A 26,483-nucleotide genomic window follows, 5' to 3' on the forward strand; every position below is an offset into this window, starting at 1 on the left:
TGATCTTCTTTTTTTAGGTGAATGGCTTGCTCAGTGGAGAAGACGAATGAATTTACAAACAATCTGATACATGACCTATTTTTTACTCTAAATGTCTGTTTAGAAATTGGAAATCATTCACCATCTAGTATACTCGTTTTGAAATTTCTTTTGTTTTTCATGAAAATGTGATAAAATGATAGTTGTAAAAATTTTTTAAGGAGATTTGGATGAAAACAAAAGCACTTGCTCGCGTAAATGCGATTTTTGGTCTTATTTCAGGTATCGTCTTGCTGTTGGCTCCAGTTGTTATGTTTATGATAGCTGTCGGTGCTGCTGCGGCAACGGAGGACTCGGATGCAACAGTTGGTCTATTGACGATTTTTTCAATTATTTTATCATTGGTGAAAATTGCAATCTTGGTTTTAGGAATTGTAGCTATTATTTATTACAAGGATGACGAGCGTGTGACTCCTGCACCTTCTGTCTTGTTTATCGTAGGTGGTGCTGTTGGATTGATCCCATTCTTGGGCTGGGTAGGAGGAATTCTGACAATCATTGGTGGATCCCTCTACTTTGGACTTTTGAAAAAATTCGAGATTCAAGAATAATGGCTTTTTGTTAGGAATATTTTGAAATAAGAGAAGGCGCTTAGCCTTCTTTTTTTGTCATCAAGCAGGGGTAAAATTGACAGGATAAATAAGCTTTGACATTCGTGAAATCTAAAGCATTTATTTGAGACAAGGAAGTATTTTTATAGTATAATGGTGGATGTGAAATACCTATATCAAAATATAATACTAGTTATTTTCTTGATAGAGGTTGAAAAGTTGAGAGGATATAGAATGAAAAAGATTTTTGGAGAGAAGCAGCATCGTTTCTCCTTACGAAAATTAGCAATTGGACTTGTGTCAGCTTCGATTTCAAGCCTATTTTTTGTGTCCGTTGCGAGTAGTGGGACCGTATTTGCTCAAGAAAATGCAGCTGTTCACTACAAATATGTGACGGAAACGGAGCTGAGTGGGCAAGAAAAGGACTTGATTGTCAAGGATATTCCGAAAATTGCTGAAGATAGTGAGAGTACCTATTATCTAGTCTACCGTATGGATGAGAAAGCTCAGCTAGGTCAGTTGCCCAATACAGGTGGGCAGAATAGCCTTACTAGCGTTTTATCAGGTGGAGTTCTGGCTTCGATTGGTTTCCTTATTTTTGTCGTATCGAAAAAGAAAGGCAAAAAGAAGGCTCTCTTGAAAGTTGTCTTGATAACAGGGATGGGCAGTGGTTTGGCTTCTTCAGTTCAGGCTATTGAAAATCAACTTTTGCTCCAGTACAATCAGGAACACCAATTATCCCAAGGAGATAGTCTGCCTTTGCCACGTGCCTTATCAGGTTATACTTATCTAGGCTATATTAAGCAAGACAAAGAGATTAATCAGCAAGAAACTGCTGCTAGGGATCAGAAACTTGACTATACAGTTCAACCTCATTTCCAAGCCAACGAAGGTGGACAAAAGGCAGGAGATGAGCAGAAAGCTCCGTCTTCAACAAGCCCTGCAGACAAGACAATCCCTTCTCAAGATTTATCTAATCAAAAGCCGTCTGGTATTGCTAGTGTAGATCCTCAAGACGAAGTCTTGGCTGGTCGCGTGAACAAACCAGAGCTCTTATACAAAGACCAAGAGATTGTAACCAAACTAGATGTTTCAGAAGTGGTGCAGGAAAATCCAGAACTAACAGAGGGAACCATCCATGTCAAACAAGAAGGTCGTGCTGGGAAGAAGATTGAGCTTGTTCGCATTTTCACTGTTGAAAACCAAGAAATTTCTAGGGAAGTTCTCTCGACTAAGGTAGAAGAAGCCTTGCCACGTATAGTAGAAAAAGGGACTAAGAAGGCAGTTGCTGCAAGTGAAGCACCTCAGTCTGCAAGAAAAGGAGAGCCTGAGACTCAGGCTCCATTACCAGAATACAATGGGAATCAAGCGGGAGCGGTTGTTGCCCCTGAAACAGCTGAAAGACCAGAATATACAGGCACCCAAGCAGGAGCAGTTGTTGAACCCGAGCAAGTCGCTCCGCTACCTGAGTATCAGGGAACCCAAGCTGGTGCCATCGTTGAACCGGAACAAGTTGAGCCAGAGGTTGGGGGTGTCCAGTCAGGAGCTTTGGTGGAACCAGAAACAGCTGAGAAACCAGCCTATACAGGCGAGCAGTCTGGAGCAATCGTAGAGCCTGAACAGGTGCCACCAACACCAGAATATACAGGAACTCAAGCAGGAGCGATTGTAGCTCCTGAAACAACTGAAAAACCAGAGTATACAGGCACTCAATCAGGTGCAATAGTAGCCCCAGAGACAACTGAAACACCAGCCTATACAGGCACTCAAGCAGGAGCCATTGTGGAACCGGAACAAGTCGCTCCTCTTCCAGAATATACTGGCAATACCGAGCAAGTAAAACCGGAAGCTCCGACAGAAAAACCAAAAGAAAAAGACCCAGAGAAGACGCTTGAGCTAAGAAATGTTTCGGATCTGGAGTTGTATAGTCAGACCAATGGTACTTACAAACAACACGTTTCTTTAGACGGTGTTCCAAGTAATCCAGACACTTACTTTATCAAGGTTAAATCTTCGTCGTTTAAAGATGTCTATCTACCAGTCGCTTCAATAGCTGCAGAAACGAAAGATGGTCAGCCAGTTTATAAAATCATAGCCAAGGCTGAGAAACTCCAGCAAGAGCTAGAAAATAAGTATGTCGATAATTTCACCTTCTACCTAGCTAAGAAGGCTAGAGAGGAAACGACAACCTTTACTTCCTTTAGCAACTTAGTCAAAGCTATCAACCAGAATCTCTCTGGAACTTATCATTTAGCAGCTAGTTTGAATGCCAATGAAGTAGAACTGGGACCTGATGATAGATCGTACATCAAGGGCGCCTTTACTGGTCAGTTGATTGGTGAAAAAGATGGCAAGCAGTATGCTATTTACAACTTGAAAAAGCCTCTTTTTGAAACCTTGAGTAGTGCCACAGTAGAAAAATTGAGTCTGAAAAATGTCTCTATTTCAGGGAAAGATGATATTGGTTCATTGGCCTATGAAGCTCAGAATGGCACAAAGATTAAGCAAGTTCACGTTGATGGTGTTCTAGCAGGTGAACGTGGTATCGGTGGTTTGCTGGCTAAGGCGGAGCAATCAAGTATCACAGAGAGCAGTTTCAAGGGAAGAATTATCAACACTTATGAAACGACTGCTGCCTACAATATCGGCGGTCTGGTCGGTCATTTGACAGGTGACAAGGCTTTACTTACTAAGTCAAAAGCGACAGTAGCCATTTCATCCAACACAAATAGTTCAGATCAGACTGTGGGTGGTCTTGCAGGTCTAGTAGATCAGGATGCACAGATCCAAGATAGCTATGCTGAAGGCGATATCAACAATGTTAAGCACTTTGGTAGAGTCGCGGGAGTAGCAGGCTATTTGTGGGATCGAAAAACTAATGAGGAACAGCATGCTGGAAGATTGACCAATGTTCTCAGTGATGTCAATGTAACCAACGGGAATGCCATTACCGGTTACCATTATAATGGAATGAAGGTGAAGGACACATTCAGCAGCAAGGCAAACAGAGTCTACAATGTCACCTTAGTCAAGGATGAGGTCGTCAGCAAGGAATCCTTTGAAGAAAGAGGAACAATGCTAGATGCTTCCCAAATTGAAAGCAAAAAAGCAGTCATCAATCCTCTCACTCTACCAACAGTGGAGCCCCTCTCAACAAGTGGCAAGAAGGACAGTGACTTTTCTAAGGTGGTCCATTATCAAGCTAAGCGAACTTTGGCTTATAAAAACATTGAAAAATTGCTACCTTTCTACAATAAGGCAACCATCGTCAAATACGGAAATCTGGTCAATGAGAACAGTCTCTTATATCAAAAAGAGCTCTTGTCAGCAGTCATGATGAAGGACAACCAAGTCATCACAGATATTGTTTCTAACAAACAGACTGCAAACAAACTCTTGCTTCACTACAAGGATCATTCATCTGAGAAGCTCGATCTCAAGTACCAGAATGATTTTGCCAAATTAGCGGAATATAGTCTAGGAAATACGGGTCTTCTCTATACACCAAACCAATTCTTGTATGACCAAAGCTCTATCATCAAACAAGTCTTACCTGAATTGCAGCAGGTGGACTACCATTCAGAAGGCATCAGAAAGACACTCGGTATTTCTCCAAAAGTCGAGCAGACTGAGCTCTATCTTGAAGACCAGTTCGCCAAAACAAAGGAACATCTGGAAGATAGTTTGAAAAAACTTTTGTCAGCAGATGCTGGACTTGCTGGTGATAACTCAGTTACCAAGGGCTATCTTGTAGATAAAATCAAACGCAACAAAGAAGCCTTGCTACTTGGTTTGACCTATCTAGAACGTTGGTATAACTTCAGCTATGGTCAAGTAAACGTCAAAGACCTTGTTCTGTACCATCTGGACTTCTTTGGTAAGGGAAATGCTTCGCCACTAGATACTCTGATCGAGTTGGGTAAATCTGGCTTTAACAACCTTCTAGCTAAGAACAACGTTGATACTTATTCTATTAGTCTAGCTAGCCATCATGGAACGACAGATTTATTTAGCACTCTAGAACATTACCGAAAAGTCTTTTTACCAAATACAAGTAACAATGACTGGTTTAAATCAGAGACCAAGGCTTACATCGTCGAAGAAAAATCTAATATTGAAGAAGTCAAAACTAAGCAAGGACAAGCTGGCACTAAGTATTCTATCGGTGTTTATGATCGCATCACGAGTGCCACTTGGAAATACCGCAATATGGTCTTGCCTCTCCTAACCTTGCCAGAGAAATCAGTATTTGTCATCTCGACCATGTCCAGCCTAGGATTTGGAGCCTATGATCGCTACCGCAATAGTGAGCATAAAGCGGGCAAGAATCTCAATGATTTTGTTGAAGAAAATGCGCGTGAAACAGCCAAACGCCAGCGAGATCACTACGATTATTGGTATCGCATTTTAGATGAACAGTCACGTGAAAAACTCTATCGTACCATCTTGCTTTATGATGCTTATAAGTTCGGTGATGACACAACATCTGGAAAAGCTACAGTGGAGGCTAAGTTTGATAGTTCCAATCCTGCCATGAAGAACTTCTTTGGACCAGTTGGCAATAAGGTAGTACACAACCAGCATGGAGCTTACGCAACAGGGGATGGTGTCTACTATATGTCTTACCGTATGTTGGACAAGGATGGAGCTATTACATATACCCATGAAATGACCCATGATTCGGATCAGGATATTTACCTTGGTGGCTATGGTCGAAGAAGCGGCTTGGGACCAGAGTTCTTTGCAAAAGGTTTATTGCAAGCCCCTGACCAACCAAGTGACGCAACCATTACCATCAATTCTATCTTGAGACACTCAAAATCAGATAGTACAGAGGGCTCCCGTCTGCAAGTCTTAGATCCGACAGAGAGATTCCAAAACGCTGCAGATCTTCAGAACTATGTCCATAACATGTTTGACCTTATCTACATGCTGGAATACCTCGAAGGACAATCAATCGTTAACAAACTGAATGTTTACCAGAAAATGGCGGCTCTCAGAAAGATTGAGAACAAGTATGTGAAAGATCCAGCAGATGGAAATGAGGTTTATGCCACTAACGTAGTCAAAGAATTGACAGAAGCAGAGGCCCAAAAACTAACTAACTTTGATAGTTTGATTGACCATAACATCTTATCAGCTCGTGAGTATCAATCTGGCGACTACGAGCGAAATGGCTACTATACGATTAAACTCTTTGCCCCAATCTATTCAGCTCTCAGCAGTGAGAAAGGCACGCCAGGGGACCTTATGGGACGTCGGATCGCTTACGAACTTTTGGCTGCCAAAGGCTTTAAGGATGGTATGGTACCTTATATCTCAAATCAATACGAAGAAGCTGCCAAACAAAAAGGTCAAACTATCAATCTCTATGGTAAAGAACGAGGATTGGTGACCGATAAACTTGTATTGGACAAGGTATTTGAAGGGAAGTATGCATCTTGGGCTGCCTTTAAGAAAGCCATGTATAAAGAACGTGTGGATCAGTTTGAAAACTTGAAACAAGTGACCTTTAAAGATCCGACAAAACCATGGCCAAGCTATGGGACCAAGACCATCAATCAAGTGAGTGAATTGCAAGCCCTCATGGATCAAGCTGTTCTCAAGGATGCTGTAAGTCCTCGTTGGAGCAACTATAATCCAGAGTATGATAGTGCCGTTCATAAGTTGAAGAGAGCAATCTTTAAAGCTTATCTTGACCAAACAAACGACTTCAGAACCTCTATTTTTAAGAAATAAGGGGTGGAAAATGAAAAGAGAGGATCAACAGATCTTCTCTTTTTATGTCAGGATGTATGAAAGCTGGTAGGTGATTTGTTTGTGACTGAGAAGGTCTTTTGTTTCTGGAGCAAATATGGTAGAATGATAGCTACGATAGAAGGAGGTTTTTATGGAGAGAGATAGATTGGTTCGACTTAATTGGAGACTGGGCATGCTGGCAGGTATAACCTTGCTTTTGGGACCTGTTCTACGATTTTTGCTATCCTATACTGGGGCCATCATCTATAAAGATCCTTCAAAAATGCTGGTTGTCACGGTTGCCTTTTCCCTGCTCCTGACATTTTTTAAGATTTTGATGATTGCATTAGGTACCTTTATGCTAATCTATTTCGAAGAGGATCAACAACTTCGAATGCTGCCATCTATTTTATTTATCATTGGTGGCGTGCTGGGCTTTCTTTCAGCGACCGAGTGGATAGGAGGATTTCTAATCATTAAAGGTGCTGTTACTTTTTCTAAATTTTTAAAAGAAGTTCGTGGCCTTGTCTGATAGTCTAGTGAAACAATCCGTTTGAGGGTTGTTTTTTTATTTAAAGAATTATCTGGCAAAAGAATATGTTAGCAAAATGCTTTTTTTATAAGAAAAAATGATGTAATACAACTTGAAAAAATAAAGGAGAATATTATGAAACAATCTTTCGTTACATCGTATTTAACATTCTATTTAAAAGCTTCCATTGCTTTATAGGGAGTCTTTATAAAAACTTCTAACCCTAATACTATTTTAAAAGTTATTCCACTGGGTTCTCAAAATAAAACAATTCCTGTTGATCATGTTGCAAGTGTAGATAGTTCATTTTGTCTTGATTTCAAATCATTTGCTTGGGGTATCATTTTCGCTCTTATTGGCCTTTCAATGATGCAAAATTCATTTATCGGAGGATTGATATTAGCGGTTTATGGTGTATTAACAGTGCTAATTGCTTTTAAAACTCTACTAGTTTTGCATCTTACTTCCGGTGGAACAAATGTTGTCAGTGTGGTAGTATTTGAAAAAGCTAATCTTGAAAATTGCAAAGAAACAATTGAAGGTCTAATTCATAATCGTTACAATGATACTAATGTAACTAAGAATACTGATCGTATAATTGATGCTTTAAATAACAAATAATTGCAATCGTTTCTTGATTGAATATAGCGAATTAATAATAACTAGATGAGAGGACACTGTTCTCTCTTTTTAGTTGATTTTAACTAGCTTTTTTGTGAAAAATTGTGTAAAATAGAATAGATAAACGAGGGAAACCTCGAAAAATAAAAGGAGAATCCATCTAATGGTAAAATTGGTTTTTGCTCGCCACGGTGAGTCTGAATGGAACAAAGCTAACCTTTTCACTGGTTGGGCTGATGTTGATTTGTCTGAAAAAGGAACACAACAAGCGATTGACGCTGGTAAATTGATCAAAGAAGCTGGTATCGAATTTGACCAAGCTTACACTTCAGTATTGAAACGTGCGATCAAAACAACAAACTTGGCTCTTGAAGCTTCTGACCAATTGTGGGTTCCAGTTGAAAAATCATGGCGCTTGAACGAACGTCACTACGGTGGTTTGACTGGTAAAAACAAGGCTGAAGCTGCTGAACAGTTTGGTGATGAGCAAGTTCACATCTGGCGTCGTTCATACGATGTATTGCCTCCAAACATGGACCGTGATGATGAGCATTCAGCTCACACTGACCGTCGTTACGCTTCACTTGACGACTCAGTTATCCCAGATGCTGAAAACTTGAAAGTGACTTTGGAACGTGCCCTTCCATTCTGGGAAGACAAAATCGCTCCAGCACTTAAAGATGGTAAAAACGTATTCGTAGGAGCTCACGGTAACTCAATCCGTGCCCTTGTAAAACACATCAAACGCTTGTCAGATGATGAAATCATGGACGTGGAAATCCCTAACTTCCCACCATTGGTATTCGAATTTGACGAAAAATTGAACGTAGTTTCTGAATACTACCTTGGAAAATAAAATTCAAAGGAGTCTTTAGACTCAAGATTAAAAAGTTTCTTGTTAACTACAGTGGTTGATGATAAACTAATATTGAGAGGGGACCAGTTTGGTCCTCTCTTTTTGGTTATATTAAAAAATGTTATTCAATTTATGAGTTGTTTGCCTTTAAAATATGAAATGTAAAATAGGATTAAACTGAATGAGGAGAGGGTAATGAAGTTATTACATACGTCAGATTGGCATGTAGGTCGAACGCTCAATGGTTGGTCTTTGTTAGAAGAGCAGGAGTGGGCCTTTCAACAGATTGTGGATTTAGCTATTTCTGAACAGGTGGATGGGGTTATTATTGCTGGTGACCTCTATGACCGTGCGGTTCCACCTGTGGATGCAATCAAGCTTTTTAATAAGACTTTGGCACGTTTGGTCTTGGAGGAGCAGATTCCTGTCTATGCCATTAGTGGTAATCACGATGGGGCTGAACGCTTGCATTTTGGGCGAGACTTTTTTCAACCTCAGGGTCTTCATTTAAGCACACGTTTGGAGGAAGCTTTTGAACCTATTGAGTTGGAGGATTGCCAGATTTTCTTGCTGCCCTTTATCGACCCTATTGATGCTCGTATTTACTATAAGGACGATAAGGATAAGAGGATTCAGGAAATTGGAGATGCCTTGGCCTATATTCTTGAGGATATGGAAAAAGCTTTTGATCCTAGCAAGTCCCATGTTTTAGTGACGCATTTTGCGGTTTCTAAAAAAGATGACAAGGACGGTAAAAGTCTACGGGAACTGATGTTTTCTGAAACGAGCAATACGGTGGGCGGTCTTACCAATGTGACCAGCGACCTTTTCAAGGCATTTGATTATGTGGCTTTGGGGCATATCCATACGCGCTTTGCCAGTCCGACAAAGCGCGTGCAATATTCAGGCAGTCCAGTCGCTTTTAATGTCAAAGAAGCTAAACGTAAGGAAGAAAAGGGTGTTTATATTGTTGAATTGGATGCGACTGGTAATTTGTCTCAGACCTTCCATTCTTTAGAGGTCAAACGGCCAATCGTGACCCTTCAGGAACCTTTTGAAATCTTGATGTCACCTGAATTTTATAGGGAACAGCCTTGTCAAAAGGTTTGGTTTGCCTTTGATATTCAATTATCCAGTCGTAAGGAATTAGAGGGTATCAACGTGCGTGCCCGTCTGGAAGAAATTTATGGGAAAGATATTGTAGAAATTACTTTCAGTCGTCTGGGTGATGTCAGTAAGGAAACATTAACTGTTGATCAGCACCTAAAAGATTTGGAAATGCAGTCGCCACAGGAAATTGTTTCTGATTTCTACCAGACAGTGACTGGGGGCGATGTCTTGTCTGAGAGACAAAAGGCCCTTGTGGAAAGTATTTTTGAGGAGATTGGAAGGAGCCAACAATGAGACCAGTCCAGTTAGAATTGACCAATTTTGGACCTTATCGTAAGGAAGTTATCAATTTTACCCAGTTTGACCACGCTCCCCTCTTTTTGATTGGTGGGGACACAGGGGCTGGTAAGAGTACTCTCTTTGATGCTATGACAGTTGCCTTGTTTGCAACGACCAGTGGCGATCGTAATGTCGAGGAGATGCGGTCGACCTTTGCTGGTCCAGAGGATGACTTGACCAAGGTGACTTTTTACTTCCAACAAGGCAACCACCTTTATCGCATTGAACGTGTTCTCCAGCAGGAGAGAGGCAAGCGAGGAGGTGGAACGACCATACAAAAGGCAACGGCTTCTCTTGTTATTGTGGATAAGATTGGTGGTCAAGAAATCGAAAAGCTCGGGGATAAAATCAAGGAAGTTAGTGATCAGATTGAGCAGATTTTGGGTCTCAATGCCGAGCAGTTCAAACAGATTATCCTTCTTCCTCAAAATGATTTCAGTCGTTTCTTGAAAGAAGATTCAAAGACCAAGACTCAAATTTTGAAGAAAATTTTTGGAACAGGTATTTTTGACCGCTTCCAAAAGAGCTTGGAAGAGCGTCTTCGTCAGAGCAATAAGGATATGGAGAAGCGCCAGGCTCAACTAGATGGCCATTTTGCCAGTCAGGTTTGGTCTGAGGAAGAATTAGCTATCTTGGCCCAAACACCAGCTTATGAAAAATTGGCACGTCTTGAAGAACTTTTGGCGCAACGGCAAGATAATCTTGAAGAGCAAAAAAGCATCTTAAAGGAAGCCCATGAGGATTTGGCTAAGCTGCAGAAGAGCTTGCAAACTGCACAAGATGTGGCAAGGATTTTCCAAGAATTGGATCTAGCCAAGGAGCGTTACCGTCTGGAAATTGAGGAAGGTGCTCAGGAACAGGCAGAAGCAAAAGCGCATCTGGAGGAATTGCAGTTTGCCCAAGGCTTGCAGGAAACCATTAGCAGTTTGAAGGAGTATCAGAAGCAGTTGTTTCAATTAGAACAAGACCTTGAAATCGCTCAAGAAGCACTAAGTGCTAAGTGGCAGTCTTTTGAGGAAGTTAAGGCTCAAAAAGAGGCACTGGAAGCTCAGAAGGAGGATTTTCTTCAAAGAAAAGAGAAACTGAAAGCGTGGGAAAAGGACATTATCTATGCCCAGAGTCTTGCCCAAGAGCAGGAGAAAATCAAACGTTCACGTACTAACTACAAGCAGTTGGAAGAAACCTATCAGCAGGCTTCGGAAGTGATTGAGTCTCTAAACAAGTCTTTGTCAGATTTGGAGGCCAATCGTCTTAGTTTAGAGAGTTTGCATGAGGCCGAAAAACTCCTCCAGTCTGTGGGTTACAGTGTGGATAAGCAACTGGATCAGAACCTAAAAGATATAGAGGACTTGAATCAGGAGTTGGCAAAGACCGAAAAACGTCATCAAAGGCTATCCTTGGAAATTGACCAAGCTCAAGAAATTCTCAAAGAATTGGAAGAGCAGTTAAGTAGGAGTCTAGAATCACGTCGTCAGCTCATGATTGCCCAGTTGCAGGCAGAATTAGAGGATGGTCAGCCCTGTATGGTCTGTGGTTCCTTGGATCATCCTAAGGTCGATGGTACACAGGCTAATGAAGTAGCTTTGAAGAATCTCATGGATAAGGTCGAGGCACTTCAAGTTCAAAAAGAAAAGCAAGTCGCTACTTTATCAAATCGTCAGGCTACTTTGAATGAAGTTGAGACTTACCATCAAGGTTTGCTGGACCAAGTGGCTAAAGTTAAGCTGACTCTTGAAAAACACTATCAAGAACTCGAAGAGCAAGTTAAGGGACAGTTTGAATTTGACTTTTCAGAGGATTATGAAGCTGTCCGAGGGAAAGCCTTGTTGAGTGCTGTTGAGAATCATTATCAAGAACTCCAAAAACGCTATGAGAAGGAAGAGGCAGACCTTGTCCATTGTCAAGAGGAGTTAGATAAGGCCCAAGAAAAAGCGATAGATTTGGCTAAGAGCTATCAAGAGGCCAAGGCAGCGCTTGACCAAGCTAAGGAGCGCCTAAAAGACTTGCAGGAAGCTCATCCAGAGCTGGAGTCTGTAGAGGATTATCAAGAACGAATTTCCCTTGCGAAGCAGGAGTTGGACCTCTATAATAAGGTAGTCAAGGAAAATGGTGAGGCCAACAACCAACTTCGTGCCGACATTCAAGGCATCAAGGGGCAACTTGAGATCTTGACCAAGTCTAAAGAAAAGACCAGTCAAGAAACGAAGCGTTTATCGGCTGAATTGGACCAAAGTCTTATGGCTGAAGGGGCGCTCACCAATGACCTAGAGCAAATCCAGTTTTGGCTACTTGAAGTGAAAAAGCAGGCTATTCCTAAGATTCAGGCCCAATTGACAAGTTACCAAACCCTTAAACAAGAATTGCAGACCCAGATTAGTAAGGGCCAAGAGCTTCTGCAAAATCAAGAAAAACCAGATTTGGCTGCTTTAACACAAGAGGTCCAAACTAGTCAGGAAAACTATGATAATCAACGGGCTCAGGTTTCTGTCATTGAGAAGGGGCTTAAGGATACGACGACTACCTACCAAGCAGCCAAAACCCTTCAAGAAAGTAGCCAAGAGGCCTTTAAGGCCCACCAAGAACTCAGCGATTTGGTTAAGGTGGTTAAGGGAGAAAATACTGCTCTGACTGGGCGTCTCAATCTTGAGGTCTATGTTATCCGTCAGTATTTCCAACAAATCTTAGACTATGCTAATGCCAACTACATTGGCCTCTTAACGGATAACCGCTATTCCTTTGTCTTGAGCGAGGAAGGGCGTAGGGCGCGTGATCACTTCGGTTTGGATATTAACGTCTATGACCAGCTGACAGGTAGTGAACGCTCCGTTAAATCCTTGTCTGGTGGTGAAACCTTTATCGCCGCACTGGCCATTGCCCTATCCCTCTCAGAAGTTGTGCAAAACACCAGCAAGGGTGCTGTCGTTGAAGCTCTCTTCATCGACGAAGGTTTCGGTTCGCTAGATAAGGAAGCCCTCACCAAGGCTATCGCGGTCCTAGAACAAATCGGTGAAAACCGTATGGTCGGTGTCATCAGTCACGTGGACGATATGAAAGAAGGTATTGCCCAACAACTCTCTATCATCAAGTCACACGATGGTAGTAGTTATATTAAGGTTATGCCGAAAGATTAGAATAAGTTAAATTCAGAAATTAAAGACAGTCTAACTATGTATTGATATGTTCTAAGAATACTGACTAATTCTATTAGTTAACTATGCTAGAAGACTAATTAATTATTCTTCACACTATATTGGACTTAGGGGTAAATGTTACTGCAATAAAAAGTTGACTTTGGTCAGCTTTTTTGTTTTTGCTTCTAGTTACCAACCAGTTGAAAAAGCCTTATAATGATAGTAAAGAGTGACTTAATTGTAAGAAAAGTAGATATGCTCGAAGCCCTGAAATCAGTAGAGTAATTCACGGGTTTAAACAGTAAATCAGTTGACAAAGTCCCTGCTTCTTGGTAGAATAAGAACTGTCGTAAAGACAAATAACTTCTTCTTGGTTACAGGCATGCCAACCTGTCACTCGGATGAAGCCAAATAAAAAGGAGAAACATCATGGCAATCTCAAAAGAGAAAAAAAATGAAATCATCGCACAATATGCACGTCACGAAGGTGATACAGGTTCAGTAGAGGTTCAAGTTGCTGTCCTTACTTGGGAAATCAACCACCTTAACGAACACATCAAACAACACAAAAAAGACCACGCTACTTACCGTGGATTGATGAAGAAAATCGGTCGCCGTCGTAACTTGCTTGCATACTTGCGTAAAAACGACGTTAACCGTTACCGTGAGTTAATCAACTCTCTTGGACTTCGTCGCTAATCTTGCGTCTAAAACGTTTCTATACTTCGTTGGCTTCAGCTCGATGTACCATTAGTACAATCTTCGCCTCGTCGCCTAGTCTATAAACGTTTTATCCAGCAAGACTTGAGCTCTCTGATATTCAGAGAGCTTTTTCTATATATGTCTCTATCCTTGTTCATCTAGTAGAAATATGGTATACTTTTTATGAGAATTTTCTAAATTTTTAATTTTGTCTAAGGAGGTTTTCATGCTTTCCAAATTTTCTGGAAGCCGACAGAACGTAAAATTTGTGTTGTTTTTGGGTATTTTGCTAAGTGTTTTAGGAATTTCACTTTTTCTAGCTGTTTCTATGGGGTCCGTAGCGATTAATTTAGGAGATACCTATCGGATTATTTTGAGCAGGTTGGGTTTTCCTCTTGAGATAGGAGAGGTTTCCAAGTCTACTCTTGCCATTGTATGGAACATGAGATTCCCCCGAGTATTGTTAGGTCTGATAGTAGGGGCTGGTCTTTCTATGTGTGGCAGCGTGATGCAGTCTACAGTGAACAATCCTATCGCTGAGCCCTATGTTTTAGGAATTTCTGCGGGTGCAACTCTAGGGGCAACTTTGAGCATCATTCTTGGTTTAAAAGTGATGATTAGCCTTGGAGCTTTTCTTGGAGCTATTTTGGCAACCATCGCTGTCCTCATCATTGCCTCTATGCAGGGCAGGATGACGACTTCTAGTCTGATCTTATCAGGAACGGTGGTCAATGCTCTCTTTCTGGCATTTTCCAACTTTATTATCTCAGTTGGCGCTAATGCGGACAGTGTGATGACCATTAAGTTTTGGACCATGGGTTCGCTTGCTGGAACTACTTGGTCTGGCATAGTCCTGCCAACTATAGTAGTAGGATTGGCCTTTCTATTTTTCTCTACCCAGTATCGTGTTTTTAATGCGATGATGATGGGAGATGAGGCTGCTTTAACTTTGGGAATTCCCTTACGCTTCTATTGGTATCTTTATGTGACCATGGTGGCTGTGCTGACAGCTGTCTTAGTGGCAACCTGTGGGATTATTGGATTTGTTGGTCTCATTACTCCTCACTTAGCTCGAGGGTTAGTAGGAACGAATTACAGGAGACTTTTTCCCGTTGCGACCTTACTGGGTGCCCTCTTTGTTATTTGGGCAGATGTACTCTCTCGTGTCATCATTCCCAATGCTGAGCTTCCAATTGGTATTTTCACAGCCTTAGTAGGTGCTCCCTTCTTTATTTACATTGTTGGAGGTAGGCGAAGGGAGGTGAGGACCTGATATGGACTTGATTTGTCAGGATGTCCACTTTGGACTAGGAGAGAAAAAAATCCTCAAAGGAGTTTCTCTTAAAGTTGAGGGGCATCAATTTCATACGATACTAGGGCCAAATGGAAGTGGAAAAACCAGTCTGCTTAAACTCCTCTATCGTCAGGAAAAGGCGAACAAAGGCTTGATAAGCCTAGATGGAAAGCCGCTGGAGCATTGGTCACTCAAAGAAACAGCCAAGCAAATGGCAGTTGTCACCCAGTTTAATCAATTGCAGTTTGATTGTACAGTTGAGGAAATTGTCTTGCTGGGAAGGACTCCCCACCTCTCTTTTTTACAGAAGGAAAAGGAAAGGGATTATGCCATCGTTCAAGATGCTCTCGTCAAGGTAGATATGCTTGAGAAGAAAACTCGTCTCTATTCTTCCCTGTCGGGGGGAGAGAAACAGCGAGTCTTGTTAGCCCGCGCCTTGGCGCAAGAACCGACTCTCTTGCTCCTGGATGAACCAACCAATCACCTGGATATCAAGTATCAGCTAGACTTGTTGGCCATTGTGAAGAATCTCAAAGTCAATGTTTTAGCTGTCCTACATGATATTCAACTTGCTTGTCGCTATTCGGATTATCTCTATCTGATGAAAGAGGGAGAAATCCTTTACCAAGGGACTCCAAAGGAGACCATCACCCCAGAGTCATTGCAAACTGTATATGGAGTTCAAAGTCAGGTGACTTGGACTGAGGATCAGCAAGCTATGATTCACTATTTATAAGAAAGAAAAGGAAAACAAAATGAAAAAAACACTCAGTATTTTACTCTTAACAGTAGCTACCTTAACGATGGCAGCTTGTGGCAATACTACTACAGAAAAAACTACCACACAGTCTAGCACAGAAACAAGTCAAAAGGCCAGCACAGAGACGACTTATCCACTAACGGTCAAAACCTATGACGCTAAAGGGAATGAAGTTGAACAAGTTTTTGAGAAGGCACCTGAAAAAGTTATCACCAACAATCTGTCAACCACTGAAATCTTATTGGAGTTAGGCTTGAAGGATAAAATTGCTGGCATGCTTAACCCTGACAATGCTGTGACGGACAAATACAAGGATGCGATTGCGACGATTCCTCAAATTGGGGATAAAAAAACAGTCTCTCAAGAGACAGTCCTTTCTTATGAGCCAGATGCGGTGATGGGTCGAAACATGATGTTTTCTGAAAAATCCTTGGGGACAGTTAGCACTTGGAATGAAAATAAAATCCCAGTCTATACACAAAAAGCTTCTCTCTCGACAATTCAGCAAGATTTGGGAAATATCGTAGAAGATATCAAAAATCTTGGAATGATTTTCAATGTTCAGGACAAGGCTAATGAATACGCAGCCCAATTACAAGCTAAAATTGACGCTGTTAAGAAAGCAAACCCAGCAAGCCAAGGTGAAAAGAAAAAGGCTTTGATTATGGTTGCATATAATGACGAAACCTTTGGTGCTTACAAGTCTGCTTTGCAAGAGAGCTTGTTGAATCAACTTGGTTATACCAACGTTGCAACGGGAACATCAGGCTTGACCTTGGAAAATCTCGTGTCAATGGATCCTGAGTTGATTATCTATGTAACCAGCGACCGCAACAAAAAATTGGATGCCAATGCAGTAGAGTTGATGAAGGCAAATGAAGTTTTAGAAAACGTTCCTGCAATTAAGAATCAAAAAATCATGACCATTTCTTACGATGAGTTGATGGACTATGGTCCAGCAGTGATTGATTCCCTTGAGAAAATCAATGACTTTATCAATAAATAATGAGTTTGATTGGGAAGGGATTCAAGTTAAGATCAGCCTTCCTTCGACCTATGATCCCAACCAAACCTATCCAGCTATTCTCTTGAATGATGGAAACTTGAATTTTCTATCTTCCCTTTCAGAATCTGTGATTTTAGTGGGCTTGACCTCTAAAAATCGCCTAGATGACTACACTCCCTGGAAGGCATCTGCTTTAAGGGATGGGGCTCCAGATTTTGGTGGTCAGGCAAATGCCTATCATGGTCATTTATTTGGAGGTCTTTTAGACAAGCTGCAGTCGCTTTATCGCCTGGACAAAAATCGCCTTGCCTATGGAGGTTACTCACTAGGTGGTCTAGCAGCAGTATACAGTCTTTTCAGCTTTGACAAGGTCTCCTGTATCTTCTCTATCTGTGGTTCCTTTTGGTATCCTGATTTTGTGACTTATTGCAAGGAAGAAAAGGTGAAAAAATTGGACTGTTTACTGTATTTACAGAATGGTCAAACAGAGGGAGCCCATCATATCAATCGCTTGGCTCAAGCACCAGTCTATGCTGAGCAGATTCATACCAGTCTTCAGAAACACTATCCGACTGGTCAGTTTGTCTTTGATCCCTATGGGCATCATGAGCAAGTGGCTGAACGATTCCTAACCTTTTCCAACTGGTTGGCCCAAAAATGGAAAATTGCATAAAAGAAATATCCCTTGGCAAAAGCCAAGGGATAATTGTATTTTTTAACCAAGAGCCTCTCTCTTCTTATCTGGATTCCAGATGAAGCTTGCAATAAAGGTAAAGATAATCGTTAGGATACCAACAAGCACTGCAAGGATAAGGGCAGGGATGCGGACAAACCACCAGAGTGGGTTTGGTTTTTTATCATTGTGCCATTGCTTGGTTTCTTCGTCTAAACGTTGGAATTCAGCTTGGATGCGGTCTGCAACCATTTCGATTCCTTCATCATTCATTTTCTTGATATCTGAGATATCGATTGGATTTCCAAAGTTCATATCTACACGTTCACGGCTAATCAAGCCTTTCAAGGTCATGGGACCGGTGTAGGTAACAGGCATGATACGGACTTTAGCCATCTTGGCAATCAGGGCTACGCCACCCTTGACATCGTTTGAGTGACGGCTCCCACTTGGAAACATGATGAGAGAGCGGTCGCTTTTTTTGAGGACGTTGATAGGGTACTTGATGGCAGAGGCATTAGGTTTTTCTCGGTCGATAGGAAAGGCGCCACACATACGGATCCACCAGCCAAAGATACGGTTGTTAAACAGCTCTTTTTTTGCCATAAAGATGAACTGTTTTGGCTTGGTCGCAAAGGCCATGTAAACAGGATCCCACCAGGTACGGTGAGGTGCGACGAGGATATAGTTTTCGTCCCGGCTAGGGATTTTATCAGTATTGTGATAGTGGGCATTGCCATTGATGGACCACAAGATCAGCATGACTAGTCCACGCAAATAAGTATAAAACATGAGAACTCCTTCGATTGTATTGCTTTTATTATTATACCTTATCAAAAGACTACTGGCAAACTTTTTCAGTTATCAGCCAACAGTTTTAGATGGGATTAGAATTCTTTTAAAAAAAATGATATGATAGAGTTTATGGATAAAAATAAGATAATGGGATTAACCCAAAGAGAAGTCAAGGAAAGACAGGCTCAAGGTTTGGTCAATGACTTTACCGCGTCGGCCAGTACCAGTACTTGGCAAATCTTCAAACGAAATGTTTTTACACTTTTTAACGCATTAAACTTTGTTATTGCTCTAGCGCTGGCCTTTGTGCAGGCTTGGAGCAATCTGGTTTTCTTTGCCGTTATCTGCTTTAACGCTTTTTCTGGGATTGTGACTGAGCTACGGGCCAAACACATGGTGGACAAGCTCAATCTCATGACCAAGGAAAAGGTCAAAACCATCCGTGATGGTCAAGAAGTCGCTCTCAATCCAGAAGAGTTGGTTCTAGGAGATGTCATTCGTTTGTCTGCTGGGGAGCAGATTCCTAGTGATGCTCTGGTTCTGGAAGGATTTGCAGAAGTCAATGAAGCCATGTTGACGGGTGAGAGTGATTTGGTGCAAAAAGAAGTGGATACCTTGCTTTTATCAGGGAGTTTCCTAGCCAGTGGCGCAGTTTTGGCTCAAGTCCACCATGTCGGGGCAGAAAACTATGCTTCCAAACTCATGCTGGAAGCTAAGACTGTGAAACCGATCAATTCCCGTATCATGAAATCGCTAGACAAGCTAGCTGGTTTTACTGGGAAGATTATCATTCCCTTTGGTCTTGCTCTCTTGTTAGAAGCCTTGATTTTAAAGGGTTTGCCCCTCAAGTCATCTGTTGTAAATTCCTCGACAGCCCTTTTGGGAATGTTGCCTAAGGGAATTGCCCTTTTGACCATTACTTCGCTCTTGACTGCGGTGATTAAGCTGGGCTTGAAAAAGGTTTTAGTGCAGGAGATGTACTCTGTTGAGACCTTGGCGCGCGTGGATATGCTCTGTCTGGACAAGACGGGGACCATCACCCAAGGAAAGATGCAGGTGGAGGCGGTTCTTCCTCTGACGGAAACTTATGGTGATGAGGCTATTGCCAGCATTTTGACTAGCTATATCGCTCATAGTGAGGATAAAAATCCAACAGCTCAAGCCATTCGCCAGCGTTTCCAAGGACAGGTTGCCTATCCTGCGATCTCGAATCTTCCTTTCTCAAGTGATCGCAAGTGGGGAGCTATGGAGTTAGAAGGGCTAGGAACGGTTTTCTTAGGTGCGCCTGAGATGTTGTTGGACTCTGAAGTCCCAGAAGCTAGAGAGGCCTTGGAGAGAGGCTCGCGTGTTTTGGTCTTAGCCCTCAGTCAGGAAAAACTAGACCATCACAAACCACAGAAACCGTCTGACATTCAGGCCCTCGCCTTGCTGGAAATCTTGGACCCGATTCGAGAAGGAGCAGCTGAGACGCTGGACTATCTCCGTTCCCAGGAAGTAGGTCTCAAGATTATCTCTGGTGACAATCCAGTTACGGTTTCCAGCATTGCCCAGAAGGCTGGTTTTGCAGACTATCACAGCTATGTAGATTGTTCAAAAATCACGGATGAGGAATTAATTGCCATGGCTGAAGAGACAGCTATTTTCGGACGTGTTTCCCCTCATCAAAAGAAACTCATCATCCAAACCCTGAAAAAAGCAGGGCATACAACGGCTATGACAGGGGACGGTGTCAATGATATTCTGGCCCTTCGTGAAGCAGACTGCTCTATCGTGATGGCTGAGGGAGATCCGGCGACTCGTCAGATTGCCAATCTGGTCCTCTTGAACTCAGACTTCAATGATGTTCCTGAGATTCTCTTTGAAGGTCGTCGTGTGGTCAATAACATCGCCCACATCGCACCGATTTTCTTGATTAAGACTATCTATTCCTTCCTGTTAGCAATCATCTGTATCGCCAGTGTTTTACTAGGACGGTCTGAGTGGATCTTGATTTTCCCTTTCATTCCGATCCAGATTACCATGATCGACCAATTCGTGGAAGGTTTCCCACCATTCGTTCTGACTTTTGAGCGAAATATCAAGCCTGTTGAACCAAACTTCCTCAGAAGATCCATGCTTCGCGCCCTACCAAGCGCACTCATGGTCGTGTTCAGCGTTCTCTTTGTGAAACTATTTGGAGCGAGTCAAGGTTGGTCTGAGTTAGAAATCTCAACCCTACTCTATTATCTCCTTGGTTCTATCGGTTTCTTATCTGTATTTAGAGCCTGCATGCCATTTACCCTCTGGCGTGTTCTCTTGATTGTCTGGTCTGTAGGAGGCTTCCTAGCCACAGCTCTTTTCCCAATGATCCAGAAACTGCTTGAAATTTCGACCTTAACAGGACAAACACTGCCTGTTTATGGGACCATGATGTTGGTCTTTACCGTGATTTTCATCTTGACTAGTCGTTACCAAGCGAGAAAATAAAGAAAGACTGCAATCTGTGGATTGCGGTCTTTTTAGGTGCAAGATTGCTAGCTGAAATGTGGTATAATAAGAGGTAATAGAGTTTTGGAAAGTGAGAGAAGATGATTTCAAAGAGATTAGAATTGGTGGCGTCCTTTGTGCCACAGGGAGCCATTTTATTAGATGTGGGAAGTGACCATGCTTATCTGCCCATCGAGTTAGTTGAGAGAGGCCAAATCAAAAGCGCTATTGCAGGGGAAGTGGTGGAAGGTCCTTACCAGTCTGCGGTCAAAAATGTTGAGGCTCACGGCTTAAAGGAGAAAATTCAGGTTCGTTTAGCCAATGGCTTGGCAGCCTTTGAAGAGGCAGACCAAGTATCGGTTATCACCATTGCTGGTATGGGTGGCCGTTTGATTGCTACCATATTGCAAGAAGGTTTGGAAAAGCTAGCTAATGTAGAGCGTTTAATCCTCCAGCCCAATAATCGTGAAGACGACTTGCGCATCTGGCTACAAGATCACGGTTTTCAGATCGTAGCAGAAAGCATCTTAGAAGAGGCTAGCAAGTTTTATGAAATTCTAGTGGTGGAAGCTGGACAAATGAAGCTATCAGCTAGAGATGTTCGCTTTGGCCCCTTCTTGTCCAAAGAAGTCAGCCCAGTCTTCGTTCAAAAGTGGCAAAAAGAAGCAGCTAAGTTAGAGTTTGCTCTTGACCAAATCCCAGAAAAAAATCTGAAGGAACGTCAAGTTCTAGTAGATAAAATTCAAGCCATCAAGGAGGTGCTCCATGTTAGCAAGTGAAGTGATTAATGCATATGAAGCCTTTTGCCCTCAGGAATTTTCCATGGAGGGAGACAGTCGTGGCCTGCAAATCGGAACTCTAGACAAGGATATCCAAAGGGTCATGGTTGCTCTCGATATTCGTGAAGAGACGGTGGCAGAGGCCATTGAAAAGGGTGTGGATTTGATTATCGTTAAGCACGCGCCAATTTTCCGTCCCATTAAGGATTTGGTCGCCAGCCGTCCACAAAATCAGATTTACATTGATTTGATTAAGCATGATATCGCAGTTTATGTCAGCCATACCAATATTGACATCGTTGATAATGGGCTAAATGACTGGTTCTGCCAGATGCTAGGAATCGATGAGACGACTTATCTGCAGGAAACAGGTCCAGAACGTGGAATTGGACGGATTGGGAATGTTCAGCCTCAGACATTTGGGGAATTGGCCAAGCATGTCAAGCAAGTCTTTGGTCTTGATAGTCTTCGCATGGTGCATTATCAAGAGAGTGATTTGAAGAAGGAAATTTTAAGAGTTGCCATTTGCGGTGGTAGTGGTCAGTCTTTCTACTCTGATGCTTTGGCAAAAGGGGCGGATGTCTTTATTACTGGTGATATCTACTACCATACTGCCCAAGACATGCTGTCTGATGGCTTGTTGGCGCTGGACCCGGGCCACTATATCGAAATCCTTTTTGTCGAAAAAATTGCAGCACTTCTTACTCAATGGAAGGCAGAAAAGGGCTGGACTGTTGATATCTTGCCTAGTCAGGCATCGACCAATCCTTTCCACCATATCTAGTTAGAAGGTGAAGACAATGAAAAAAGTTGCCATTATCGGAGCAGGGATTGTGGGGGCAACAGCTGCCTACTACCTCTCGAAAGAAAGCGACCTAGAGGTGACCGTCTTTGACCATGGACAGGGGCAAGCAACCAAGGCTGCAGCAGGAATTATCAGTCCTTGGTTTTCCAAACGCCGCAATAAAGCTTGGTACAAGATGGCGCGCTTGGGGGCTGACTTTTATGTGGATTTGTTGGCTGATTTAGAAAAGTCAGGACAGGAGATCGACTTTTACCAGTGTTCGGGAGTTTTTCTCTTGAAAAAGGATGAATCCAAGTTAGAAGAACTCTATGAACTAGCTCTCCAGCGCAGAGAAGAATCTCCCTTGATAGGTCAGTTAGCCATTCTGGACCAAACGTCTGCGAATGAACTATTCCCTGGTTTGCAGGGATTTGATCGCCTGCTCTATGCTTCTGGTGGGGCGAGAGTAGATGGCCAACTATTAGTGACTCGTTTGCTAAAAGCTAGTCAAGTCAAGCTAGTCAAAGAAAAAGTGACTCTGACACCATTAGCATCAGGTTACCAGATTGGTGAAGAGGTATTTGACCAGGTTATTTTGTCAACGGGAGCTTGGTTGGGAGACATTTTGGATCCTTTAGGATATGAAGTAGATGTTCGTCCCCAAAAGGGACAACTCCGAGATTATCAACTTACCCAAGATATGGAATCCTATCCTGTTGTCATGCCAGAGGGGGAGTGGGATTTGATTCCTTTTGCAGGTGGGAAATTGTCCCTAGGAGCTACCCATGAAAACGACATGGGATTTGACTTGACGGTAGATGAAACCTTGCTCCAACAAATGGAGGATGCAGCCTTGCCATACTACCCAGCCTTGGCTGAAGCTACTATAAGAGGTGAGCGAGTAGGAATCCGAGCCTATACCAGTGATTTCTCCCCATTTTTTGGACAAGTGCCAGAATTGTCAGGTGTCTATGCGGCTAGTGGTCTAGGTTCATCAGGTCTCACAACGGGGCCGATCATCGGTTACCATCTAGCCCAGCTGGTCCAAGACAAGGAGTTGACCTTGGATCCAGTAAACTACCCAATTGCAAACTATGTCAAACGAGTAAAAAGCGAATAATACTCAATGAAAATCAAAGAACAAACTAGGAAGCTAGCCGAAGGCTGTACTTGAGTACGGTAAGGCGACGCTGACGTGGTTTGAATTTGATTTTCGAAGAGTATTAGGACCTAGTTGAACTAGGAACCGACAGTATCTTATATAGAATAGGAGAAGGAGATGAGTTCAGGTAAAATTGCTCAGGTTATCGGACCCGTTGTAGACGTCTTGTTTGCAGCAGGGGAAACACTTCCTGAGATTAATAATGCACTTGTCGTCTACAAAAATGACGAAAGAAAAACAAAAATCGTCCTTGAAGTAGCCTTGGAGTTGGGTGATGGTATGGTCCGTACGATCGCCATGGAATCAACAGATGGTTTGACTCGTGGAATGGAAGTTTTGGACACAGGACGTCCAATCTCCGTGCCAGTAGGTAAAGAAACTTTGGGACGTGTCTTTAACGTTTTGGGGGATACGATTGACTTGGATGCTCCTTTCGCTGAAGACGCTGAGCGTCAGCCAATTCCTAAGAAAGCTCCAACTTTTGATGAATTGTCTACCTCATCTGAAATCTTGGAAACAGGAATTAAGGTTATCGACCTTCTTGCCCCTTACCTTAAAGGTGGGAAAGTTGGACTCTTCGGTGGTGCCGGAGTTGGTAAAACTGTCTTGATCCAAGAGTTGATTCACAACATTGCCCAAGAACATGGTGGTATTTCAGTATTTACCGGTGTTGGAGAACGTACCCGTGAGGGGAACGACCTTTACTGGGAAATGAAAGAATCAGGCGTTATCGAGAAAACAGCCATGGTATTTGGTCAGATGAATGAGCCACCTGGAGCACGTATGCGTGTTGCTCTTACTGGTTTGACAATTGCTGAATACTTCCGTGATGTAGAAGGCCAAGATGTGCTTCTCTTTATCGACAATATCTTCCGTTTCACTCAAGCTGGTTCAGAAGTATCTGCCCTTTTGGGTCGGATGCCTTCAGCCGTTGGTTACCAACCAACACTTGCTACGGAAATGGGTCAATTGCAAGAACGTATCACATCAACTAAGAAGGGTTCTGTAACCTCTATCCAGGCTATCTATGTGCCAGCGGATGACTACACTGACCCTGCGCCAGCAACAGCTTTCGCTCACTTGGATTCAACAACAAACTTGGAACGTAAGTTGGTACAGTTGGGTATCTACCCGGCCGTTGACCCTCTAGCTTCAAGCTCACGCGCCTTGGCACCTGAGATTGTTGGTGAGGAGCACTACGCAGTTGCTGCTGAGGTTAAACGTGTCCTTCAACGTTACCATGAATTGCAAGATATCATTGCTATCCTTGGTATGGATGAACTTTCTGATGAAGAAAAGACTTTGGTTGCACGTGCCCGTCGTATCCAGTTCTTCTTGTCTCAAAACTTTAACGTTGCAGAACAATTTACTGGTCAACCTGGTTCTTATGTGCCAGTAGCGGAAACAGTTCGTGGCTTTAAGGAAATCCTTGAAGGAAAACATGACCAGTTACCAGAAGATGCCTTCCGTGGTGTCGGTTCAATCGAAGACGTCATTGCTAAGGCAGAAAAAATGGGATTTTAAGAGGTGATCTATGGCTCATTTAACTGTCCAGATCGTGACACCAGATGGCCTCGTCTATGATCACCATGCCAGCTTTGTATCGGTACGAACTCTGGATGGTGAGATGGGGATCTTGCCACGACATGAAAATATGATTGCGGTTTTAGCGGTTGATGAAGTGAAGGTAAAACGTATCGATGATGATACTCATGTGAACTGGATTGCAGTGAACGGAGGAATTATCGAGATTGCCAATGACATCATTACTATTGTAGCAGACTCAGCAGAACGTGCTCGTGATATCGATATCAGTCGTGCTGAACGTGCAAAACTTCGCGCTGAACGAGAAATCGAAGAAGCCCATGACAAGCATTTGATTGACCAAGAGCGTCGTGCAAAAATCGCATTGCAACGTGCTATCAACCGTATCAATGTCGGAAATAGACTATAAAAAAATGAACTTGAAACTCAAGTTCATTTTTTTTAATGTGGGAAGTTGATGCAGACTGCTTCAGGGACATGAAAGTCGTTAGAAAGTTCTGCAAGACGACCACTTTTAGGATTGCGCTTAAAGACGGTTGCGTTATCAGAATCTTGATGAACAGCAATGAGAAACTCTTGATCAGGAGTTAGGTCGAAATCACGTGGATTTTTACCATGACTTGGTACAATCTCTAATAATTCCAAGCTACCATCAGCGAGGATTGTATAGACTGCAATGGAATCATGACCTCGGTTAGATGCATAGAGGTATTTGCCATCTTTTGAAAGACGAATGGCAGCAGTAGCATTGAAGCCTTCGTATCCATCTGGTAAGGTTGAAATGACTTGCATGCGTTCAAATTCACCGACCCCATCATAAATCAAGACCTCGATAGTGCTATTAAGTTCGCAGATGAGATAGGCAATCTTATAGTGGTGGTGGAAAACGATGTGGCGAGCACCTGCTCCAGCTTGGCCGTGATAAGTGTGGAGCTTACTTAGTTTTCCTTCTGGACTAACATCGTAGGTCGTTACTTCATCTGTACCTAGATCACAGGTGACGAGATACTGGTCAGGTGTTAGATCTGTAAAGTGTACATGTGGAGAAGTTTGGTTTTCATGAGGGCCTTGTCCACTATGCTGATCTAGATCTGTTTGGATGAGGCTACCATCCGTTTGACGTTTATAAACGAGAACTTGACCTTTATGATAGTTGGCCCCATAAACGAGACCACGCTTTTCATCCACTGCCACATAACAATGGGGAGCGCCTTCTTCAACCACATGATTTAGCAAAGCGCCATCTGTCTTGTAAGCAGCGATTCCACCTAAGCCATCCTGGCTCCCTACAGTGTATAAGTGTTGCTGTTGGTCAAAGGCAAGGTAGGTCGGACTTGGTTCAGCAGCAAAGAGTTCAAGATTTGCAAGCTGGCCTGTTTCTGTATCAAAATCTGCCTTGTAAATCCCTTTAGATAAGCGACGAGTGTAAGTTCCAAAATAAACAGTTTCTTTCATGTCCATACCTCTTAATAATGATAAGTTCATTATACCACAAAATGGGAGTCATGAAGCATCAGATTCATCCATGTAAGCACTTTAAAAAAGAGTTATTTTAGTCTAAAAATGGTATAATGAGAGAATGACAGAAAGGATGTATTT

At 42.5% G+C, this 26,483-nt stretch carries 20 protein-coding genes; 18 read left to right on the forward strand and 2 right to left on the reverse strand.

Annotated features, from left to right (window positions below):
• Positions 1-209: 209 nt before the first annotated feature.
• The 12 genes from V470_02660 (at position 210) to V470_02715 (ending at position 17,353) form a co-directional block, all read left to right on the forward strand.
• On the forward strand, positions 210-590 hold the full coding sequence (locus V470_02660; protein AHZ47340.1) for a membrane protein: 381 nt from the start codon (positions 210-212) through the stop codon (positions 588-590).
• Positions 591-824: 234 nt separating this feature from the next.
• A complete protein-coding gene (locus V470_02665) occupies positions 825-6,329 on the forward strand; it encodes a peptidase M26 (protein ID AHZ47341.1) in 5,505 nt (1,834 codons plus the stop codon).
• A 151-nt stretch (positions 6,330-6,480) separates the two neighbouring features.
• A complete protein-coding gene (locus tag V470_02670; GenBank protein AHZ47342.1) occupies positions 6,481-6,861 on the forward strand; it encodes a hypothetical protein in 381 nt (126 codons plus the stop codon).
• A gap of 366 nt (positions 6,862-7,227) precedes the next feature.
• Positions 7,228-7,482 (forward strand): hypothetical protein, encoded by a 255-nt coding sequence (locus V470_02675; protein ID AHZ47343.1) that lies wholly within the window; start codon positions 7,228-7,230, stop codon positions 7,480-7,482.
• A 163-nt stretch (positions 7,483-7,645) separates the two neighbouring features.
• On the forward strand, positions 7,646-8,338 hold the full coding sequence (locus V470_02680; protein ID AHZ47344.1) for a phosphoglycerate mutase: 693 nt from the start codon (positions 7,646-7,648) through the stop codon (positions 8,336-8,338).
• A 195-nt stretch (positions 8,339-8,533) separates the two neighbouring features.
• The gene (locus V470_02685; GenBank protein AHZ47345.1) at positions 8,534-9,742 is read left to right on the forward strand and encodes an ATP-dependent dsDNA exonuclease; all 1,209 of its coding nucleotides are present in this window, start codon (positions 8,534-8,536) and stop codon (positions 9,740-9,742) included.
• Positions 9,739-12,918, forward strand: coding sequence for an ATP-dependent dsDNA exonuclease (locus tag V470_02690; GenBank protein AHZ47346.1), 3,180 nt, complete (start codon positions 9,739-9,741; stop codon positions 12,916-12,918). The genes V470_02685 and V470_02690 overlap by 4 nt, the downstream gene beginning before the upstream one ends.
• A 429-nt stretch (positions 12,919-13,347) precedes the next feature.
• Positions 13,348-13,617 (forward strand): 30S ribosomal protein S15, encoded by a 270-nt coding sequence (locus V470_02695; GenBank protein AHZ47347.1) that lies wholly within the window; start codon positions 13,348-13,350, stop codon positions 13,615-13,617.
• A gap of 229 nt (positions 13,618-13,846) precedes the next feature.
• Positions 13,847-14,893, forward strand: a complete 1,047-nt coding sequence (locus V470_02700) for a Fe3+-siderophore ABC transporter permease (GenBank protein AHZ47348.1) — start codon at positions 13,847-13,849, stop codon at positions 14,891-14,893.
• Position 14,894: 1 nt separating this feature from the next.
• The gene (locus V470_02705; GenBank protein ID AHZ47349.1) at positions 14,895-15,650 is read left to right on the forward strand and encodes an ABC transporter; all 756 of its coding nucleotides are present in this window, start codon (positions 14,895-14,897) and stop codon (positions 15,648-15,650) included.
• Positions 15,651-15,669: 19 nt separating this feature from the next.
• Complete coding sequence (locus V470_02710) at positions 15,670-16,680, forward strand: metal ABC transporter substrate-binding protein (protein AHZ47350.1); 1,011 nt, start codon at positions 15,670-15,672, stop codon at positions 16,678-16,680.
• Entirely contained in the window at positions 16,661-17,353 is a 693-nt protein-coding gene (locus V470_02715; protein ID AHZ47351.1) for an alpha/beta hydrolase, read from the forward strand. Before V470_02710 ends, V470_02715 begins: the two co-directional genes overlap by 20 nt.
• A 42-nt stretch (positions 17,354-17,395) precedes the next feature.
• Here V470_02715 and V470_02720 read toward each other — a convergent pair whose 3' ends face one another.
• Entirely contained in the window at positions 17,396-18,145 is a 750-nt protein-coding gene (locus V470_02720; GenBank protein ID AHZ47352.1) for an acyl-phosphate glycerol 3-phosphate acyltransferase, read from the reverse strand.
• A gap of 132 nt (positions 18,146-18,277) precedes the next feature.
• Here V470_02720 and V470_02725 point away from each other — a divergent pair, with 132 nt between their 5' ends.
• The 6 genes from V470_02725 (at position 18,278) to V470_05230 (ending at position 25,293) form a co-directional block, all read left to right on the forward strand.
• The gene (locus V470_02725) at positions 18,278-20,614 is read left to right on the forward strand and encodes an ATPase (GenBank protein ID AHZ47353.1); all 2,337 of its coding nucleotides are present in this window, start codon (positions 18,278-18,280) and stop codon (positions 20,612-20,614) included.
• A 101-nt stretch (positions 20,615-20,715) separates the two neighbouring features.
• Positions 20,716-21,393, forward strand: a complete 678-nt coding sequence (locus V470_02730; GenBank protein AHZ47354.1) for an SAM-dependent methyltransferase — start codon at positions 20,716-20,718, stop codon at positions 21,391-21,393.
• Positions 21,380-22,177 (forward strand): hypothetical protein, encoded by a 798-nt coding sequence (locus tag V470_02735; protein ID AHZ47355.1) that lies wholly within the window; start codon positions 21,380-21,382, stop codon positions 22,175-22,177. The genes V470_02730 and V470_02735 overlap by 14 nt, the downstream gene beginning before the upstream one ends.
• A gap of 16 nt (positions 22,178-22,193) precedes the next feature.
• On the forward strand, positions 22,194-23,297 hold the full coding sequence (locus V470_02740; protein ID AHZ47356.1) for an FAD-dependent oxidoreductase: 1,104 nt from the start codon (positions 22,194-22,196) through the stop codon (positions 23,295-23,297).
• Between the two features lie 159 nt (positions 23,298-23,456).
• Positions 23,457-24,863 (forward strand): ATP synthase subunit beta, encoded by a 1,407-nt coding sequence (locus tag V470_05235; GenBank protein AHZ47829.1) that lies wholly within the window; start codon positions 23,457-23,459, stop codon positions 24,861-24,863.
• Positions 24,864-24,873: 10 nt separating this feature from the next.
• The gene (locus V470_05230; GenBank protein ID AHZ47828.1) at positions 24,874-25,293 is read left to right on the forward strand and encodes an ATP synthase F0F1 subunit epsilon; all 420 of its coding nucleotides are present in this window, start codon (positions 24,874-24,876) and stop codon (positions 25,291-25,293) included.
• A 32-nt stretch (positions 25,294-25,325) separates the two neighbouring features.
• Here the strand turns inward: V470_05230 and V470_05225 are convergent, their stop codons facing one another.
• Positions 25,326-26,339 carry a 6-phosphogluconolactonase gene (locus V470_05225; protein ID AHZ47827.1) on the reverse strand — a complete coding sequence of 338 codons (1,014 nt, stop codon included), beginning with the start codon at positions 26,337-26,339 and terminating at the stop codon, positions 25,326-25,328.
• Between the last annotated feature and the right edge of the window lie 144 nt (positions 26,340-26,483).

The sequence above is a fragment of the Streptococcus sp. VT 162 genome, from assembly GCA_000688775.2.
Taxonomy (GTDB): Bacteria; Bacillota; Bacilli; order Lactobacillales; family Streptococcaceae; genus Streptococcus.

Bases quoted from the DNA above. Each gene is read 5' to 3' on its own strand.
- V470_02660 (AHZ47340.1), top strand. From the start codon at position 210: ATGAAAACAAAAGCACTTGCTCGCGTAAATGCGATTTTTGGTCTTATT.
- V470_02665 (AHZ47341.1), top strand. From the start codon at position 825: ATGAAAAAGATTTTTGGAGAGAAGCAGCATCGTTTCTCCTTACGAAAA.
- V470_02670 (AHZ47342.1), top strand. From the start codon at position 6,481: ATGGAGAGAGATAGATTGGTTCGACTTAATTGGAGACTGGGCATGCTG.
- V470_02675 (AHZ47343.1), top strand. From the start codon at position 7,228: ATGATGCAAAATTCATTTATCGGAGGATTGATATTAGCGGTTTATGGT.
- V470_02680 (AHZ47344.1), top strand. From the start codon at position 7,646: ATGGTAAAATTGGTTTTTGCTCGCCACGGTGAGTCTGAATGGAACAAA.
- V470_02685 (AHZ47345.1), top strand. From the start codon at position 8,534: ATGAAGTTATTACATACGTCAGATTGGCATGTAGGTCGAACGCTCAAT.
- V470_02690 (AHZ47346.1), top strand. From the start codon at position 9,739: ATGAGACCAGTCCAGTTAGAATTGACCAATTTTGGACCTTATCGTAAG.
- V470_02695 (AHZ47347.1), top strand. From the start codon at position 13,348: ATGGCAATCTCAAAAGAGAAAAAAAATGAAATCATCGCACAATATGCA.
- V470_02700 (AHZ47348.1), top strand. From the start codon at position 13,847: ATGCTTTCCAAATTTTCTGGAAGCCGACAGAACGTAAAATTTGTGTTG.
- V470_02705 (AHZ47349.1), top strand. From the start codon at position 14,895: ATGGACTTGATTTGTCAGGATGTCCACTTTGGACTAGGAGAGAAAAAA.
- V470_02710 (AHZ47350.1), top strand. From the start codon at position 15,670: ATGAAAAAAACACTCAGTATTTTACTCTTAACAGTAGCTACCTTAACG.
- V470_02715 (AHZ47351.1), top strand. From the start codon at position 16,661: ATGACTTTATCAATAAATAATGAGTTTGATTGGGAAGGGATTCAAGTT.
- V470_02720 (AHZ47352.1), bottom strand. From the start codon at position 18,145: ATGTTTTATACTTATTTGCGTGGACTAGTCATGCTGATCTTGTGGTCC.
- V470_02725 (AHZ47353.1), top strand. From the start codon at position 18,278: ATGGATAAAAATAAGATAATGGGATTAACCCAAAGAGAAGTCAAGGAA.
- V470_02730 (AHZ47354.1), top strand. From the start codon at position 20,716: ATGATTTCAAAGAGATTAGAATTGGTGGCGTCCTTTGTGCCACAGGGA.
- V470_02735 (AHZ47355.1), top strand. From the start codon at position 21,380: ATGTTAGCAAGTGAAGTGATTAATGCATATGAAGCCTTTTGCCCTCAG.
- V470_02740 (AHZ47356.1), top strand. From the start codon at position 22,194: ATGAAAAAAGTTGCCATTATCGGAGCAGGGATTGTGGGGGCAACAGCT.
- V470_05235 (AHZ47829.1), top strand. From the start codon at position 23,457: ATGAGTTCAGGTAAAATTGCTCAGGTTATCGGACCCGTTGTAGACGTC.
- V470_05230 (AHZ47828.1), top strand. From the start codon at position 24,874: ATGGCTCATTTAACTGTCCAGATCGTGACACCAGATGGCCTCGTCTAT.
- V470_05225 (AHZ47827.1), bottom strand. From the start codon at position 26,339: ATGAAAGAAACTGTTTATTTTGGAACTTACACTCGTCGCTTATCTAAA.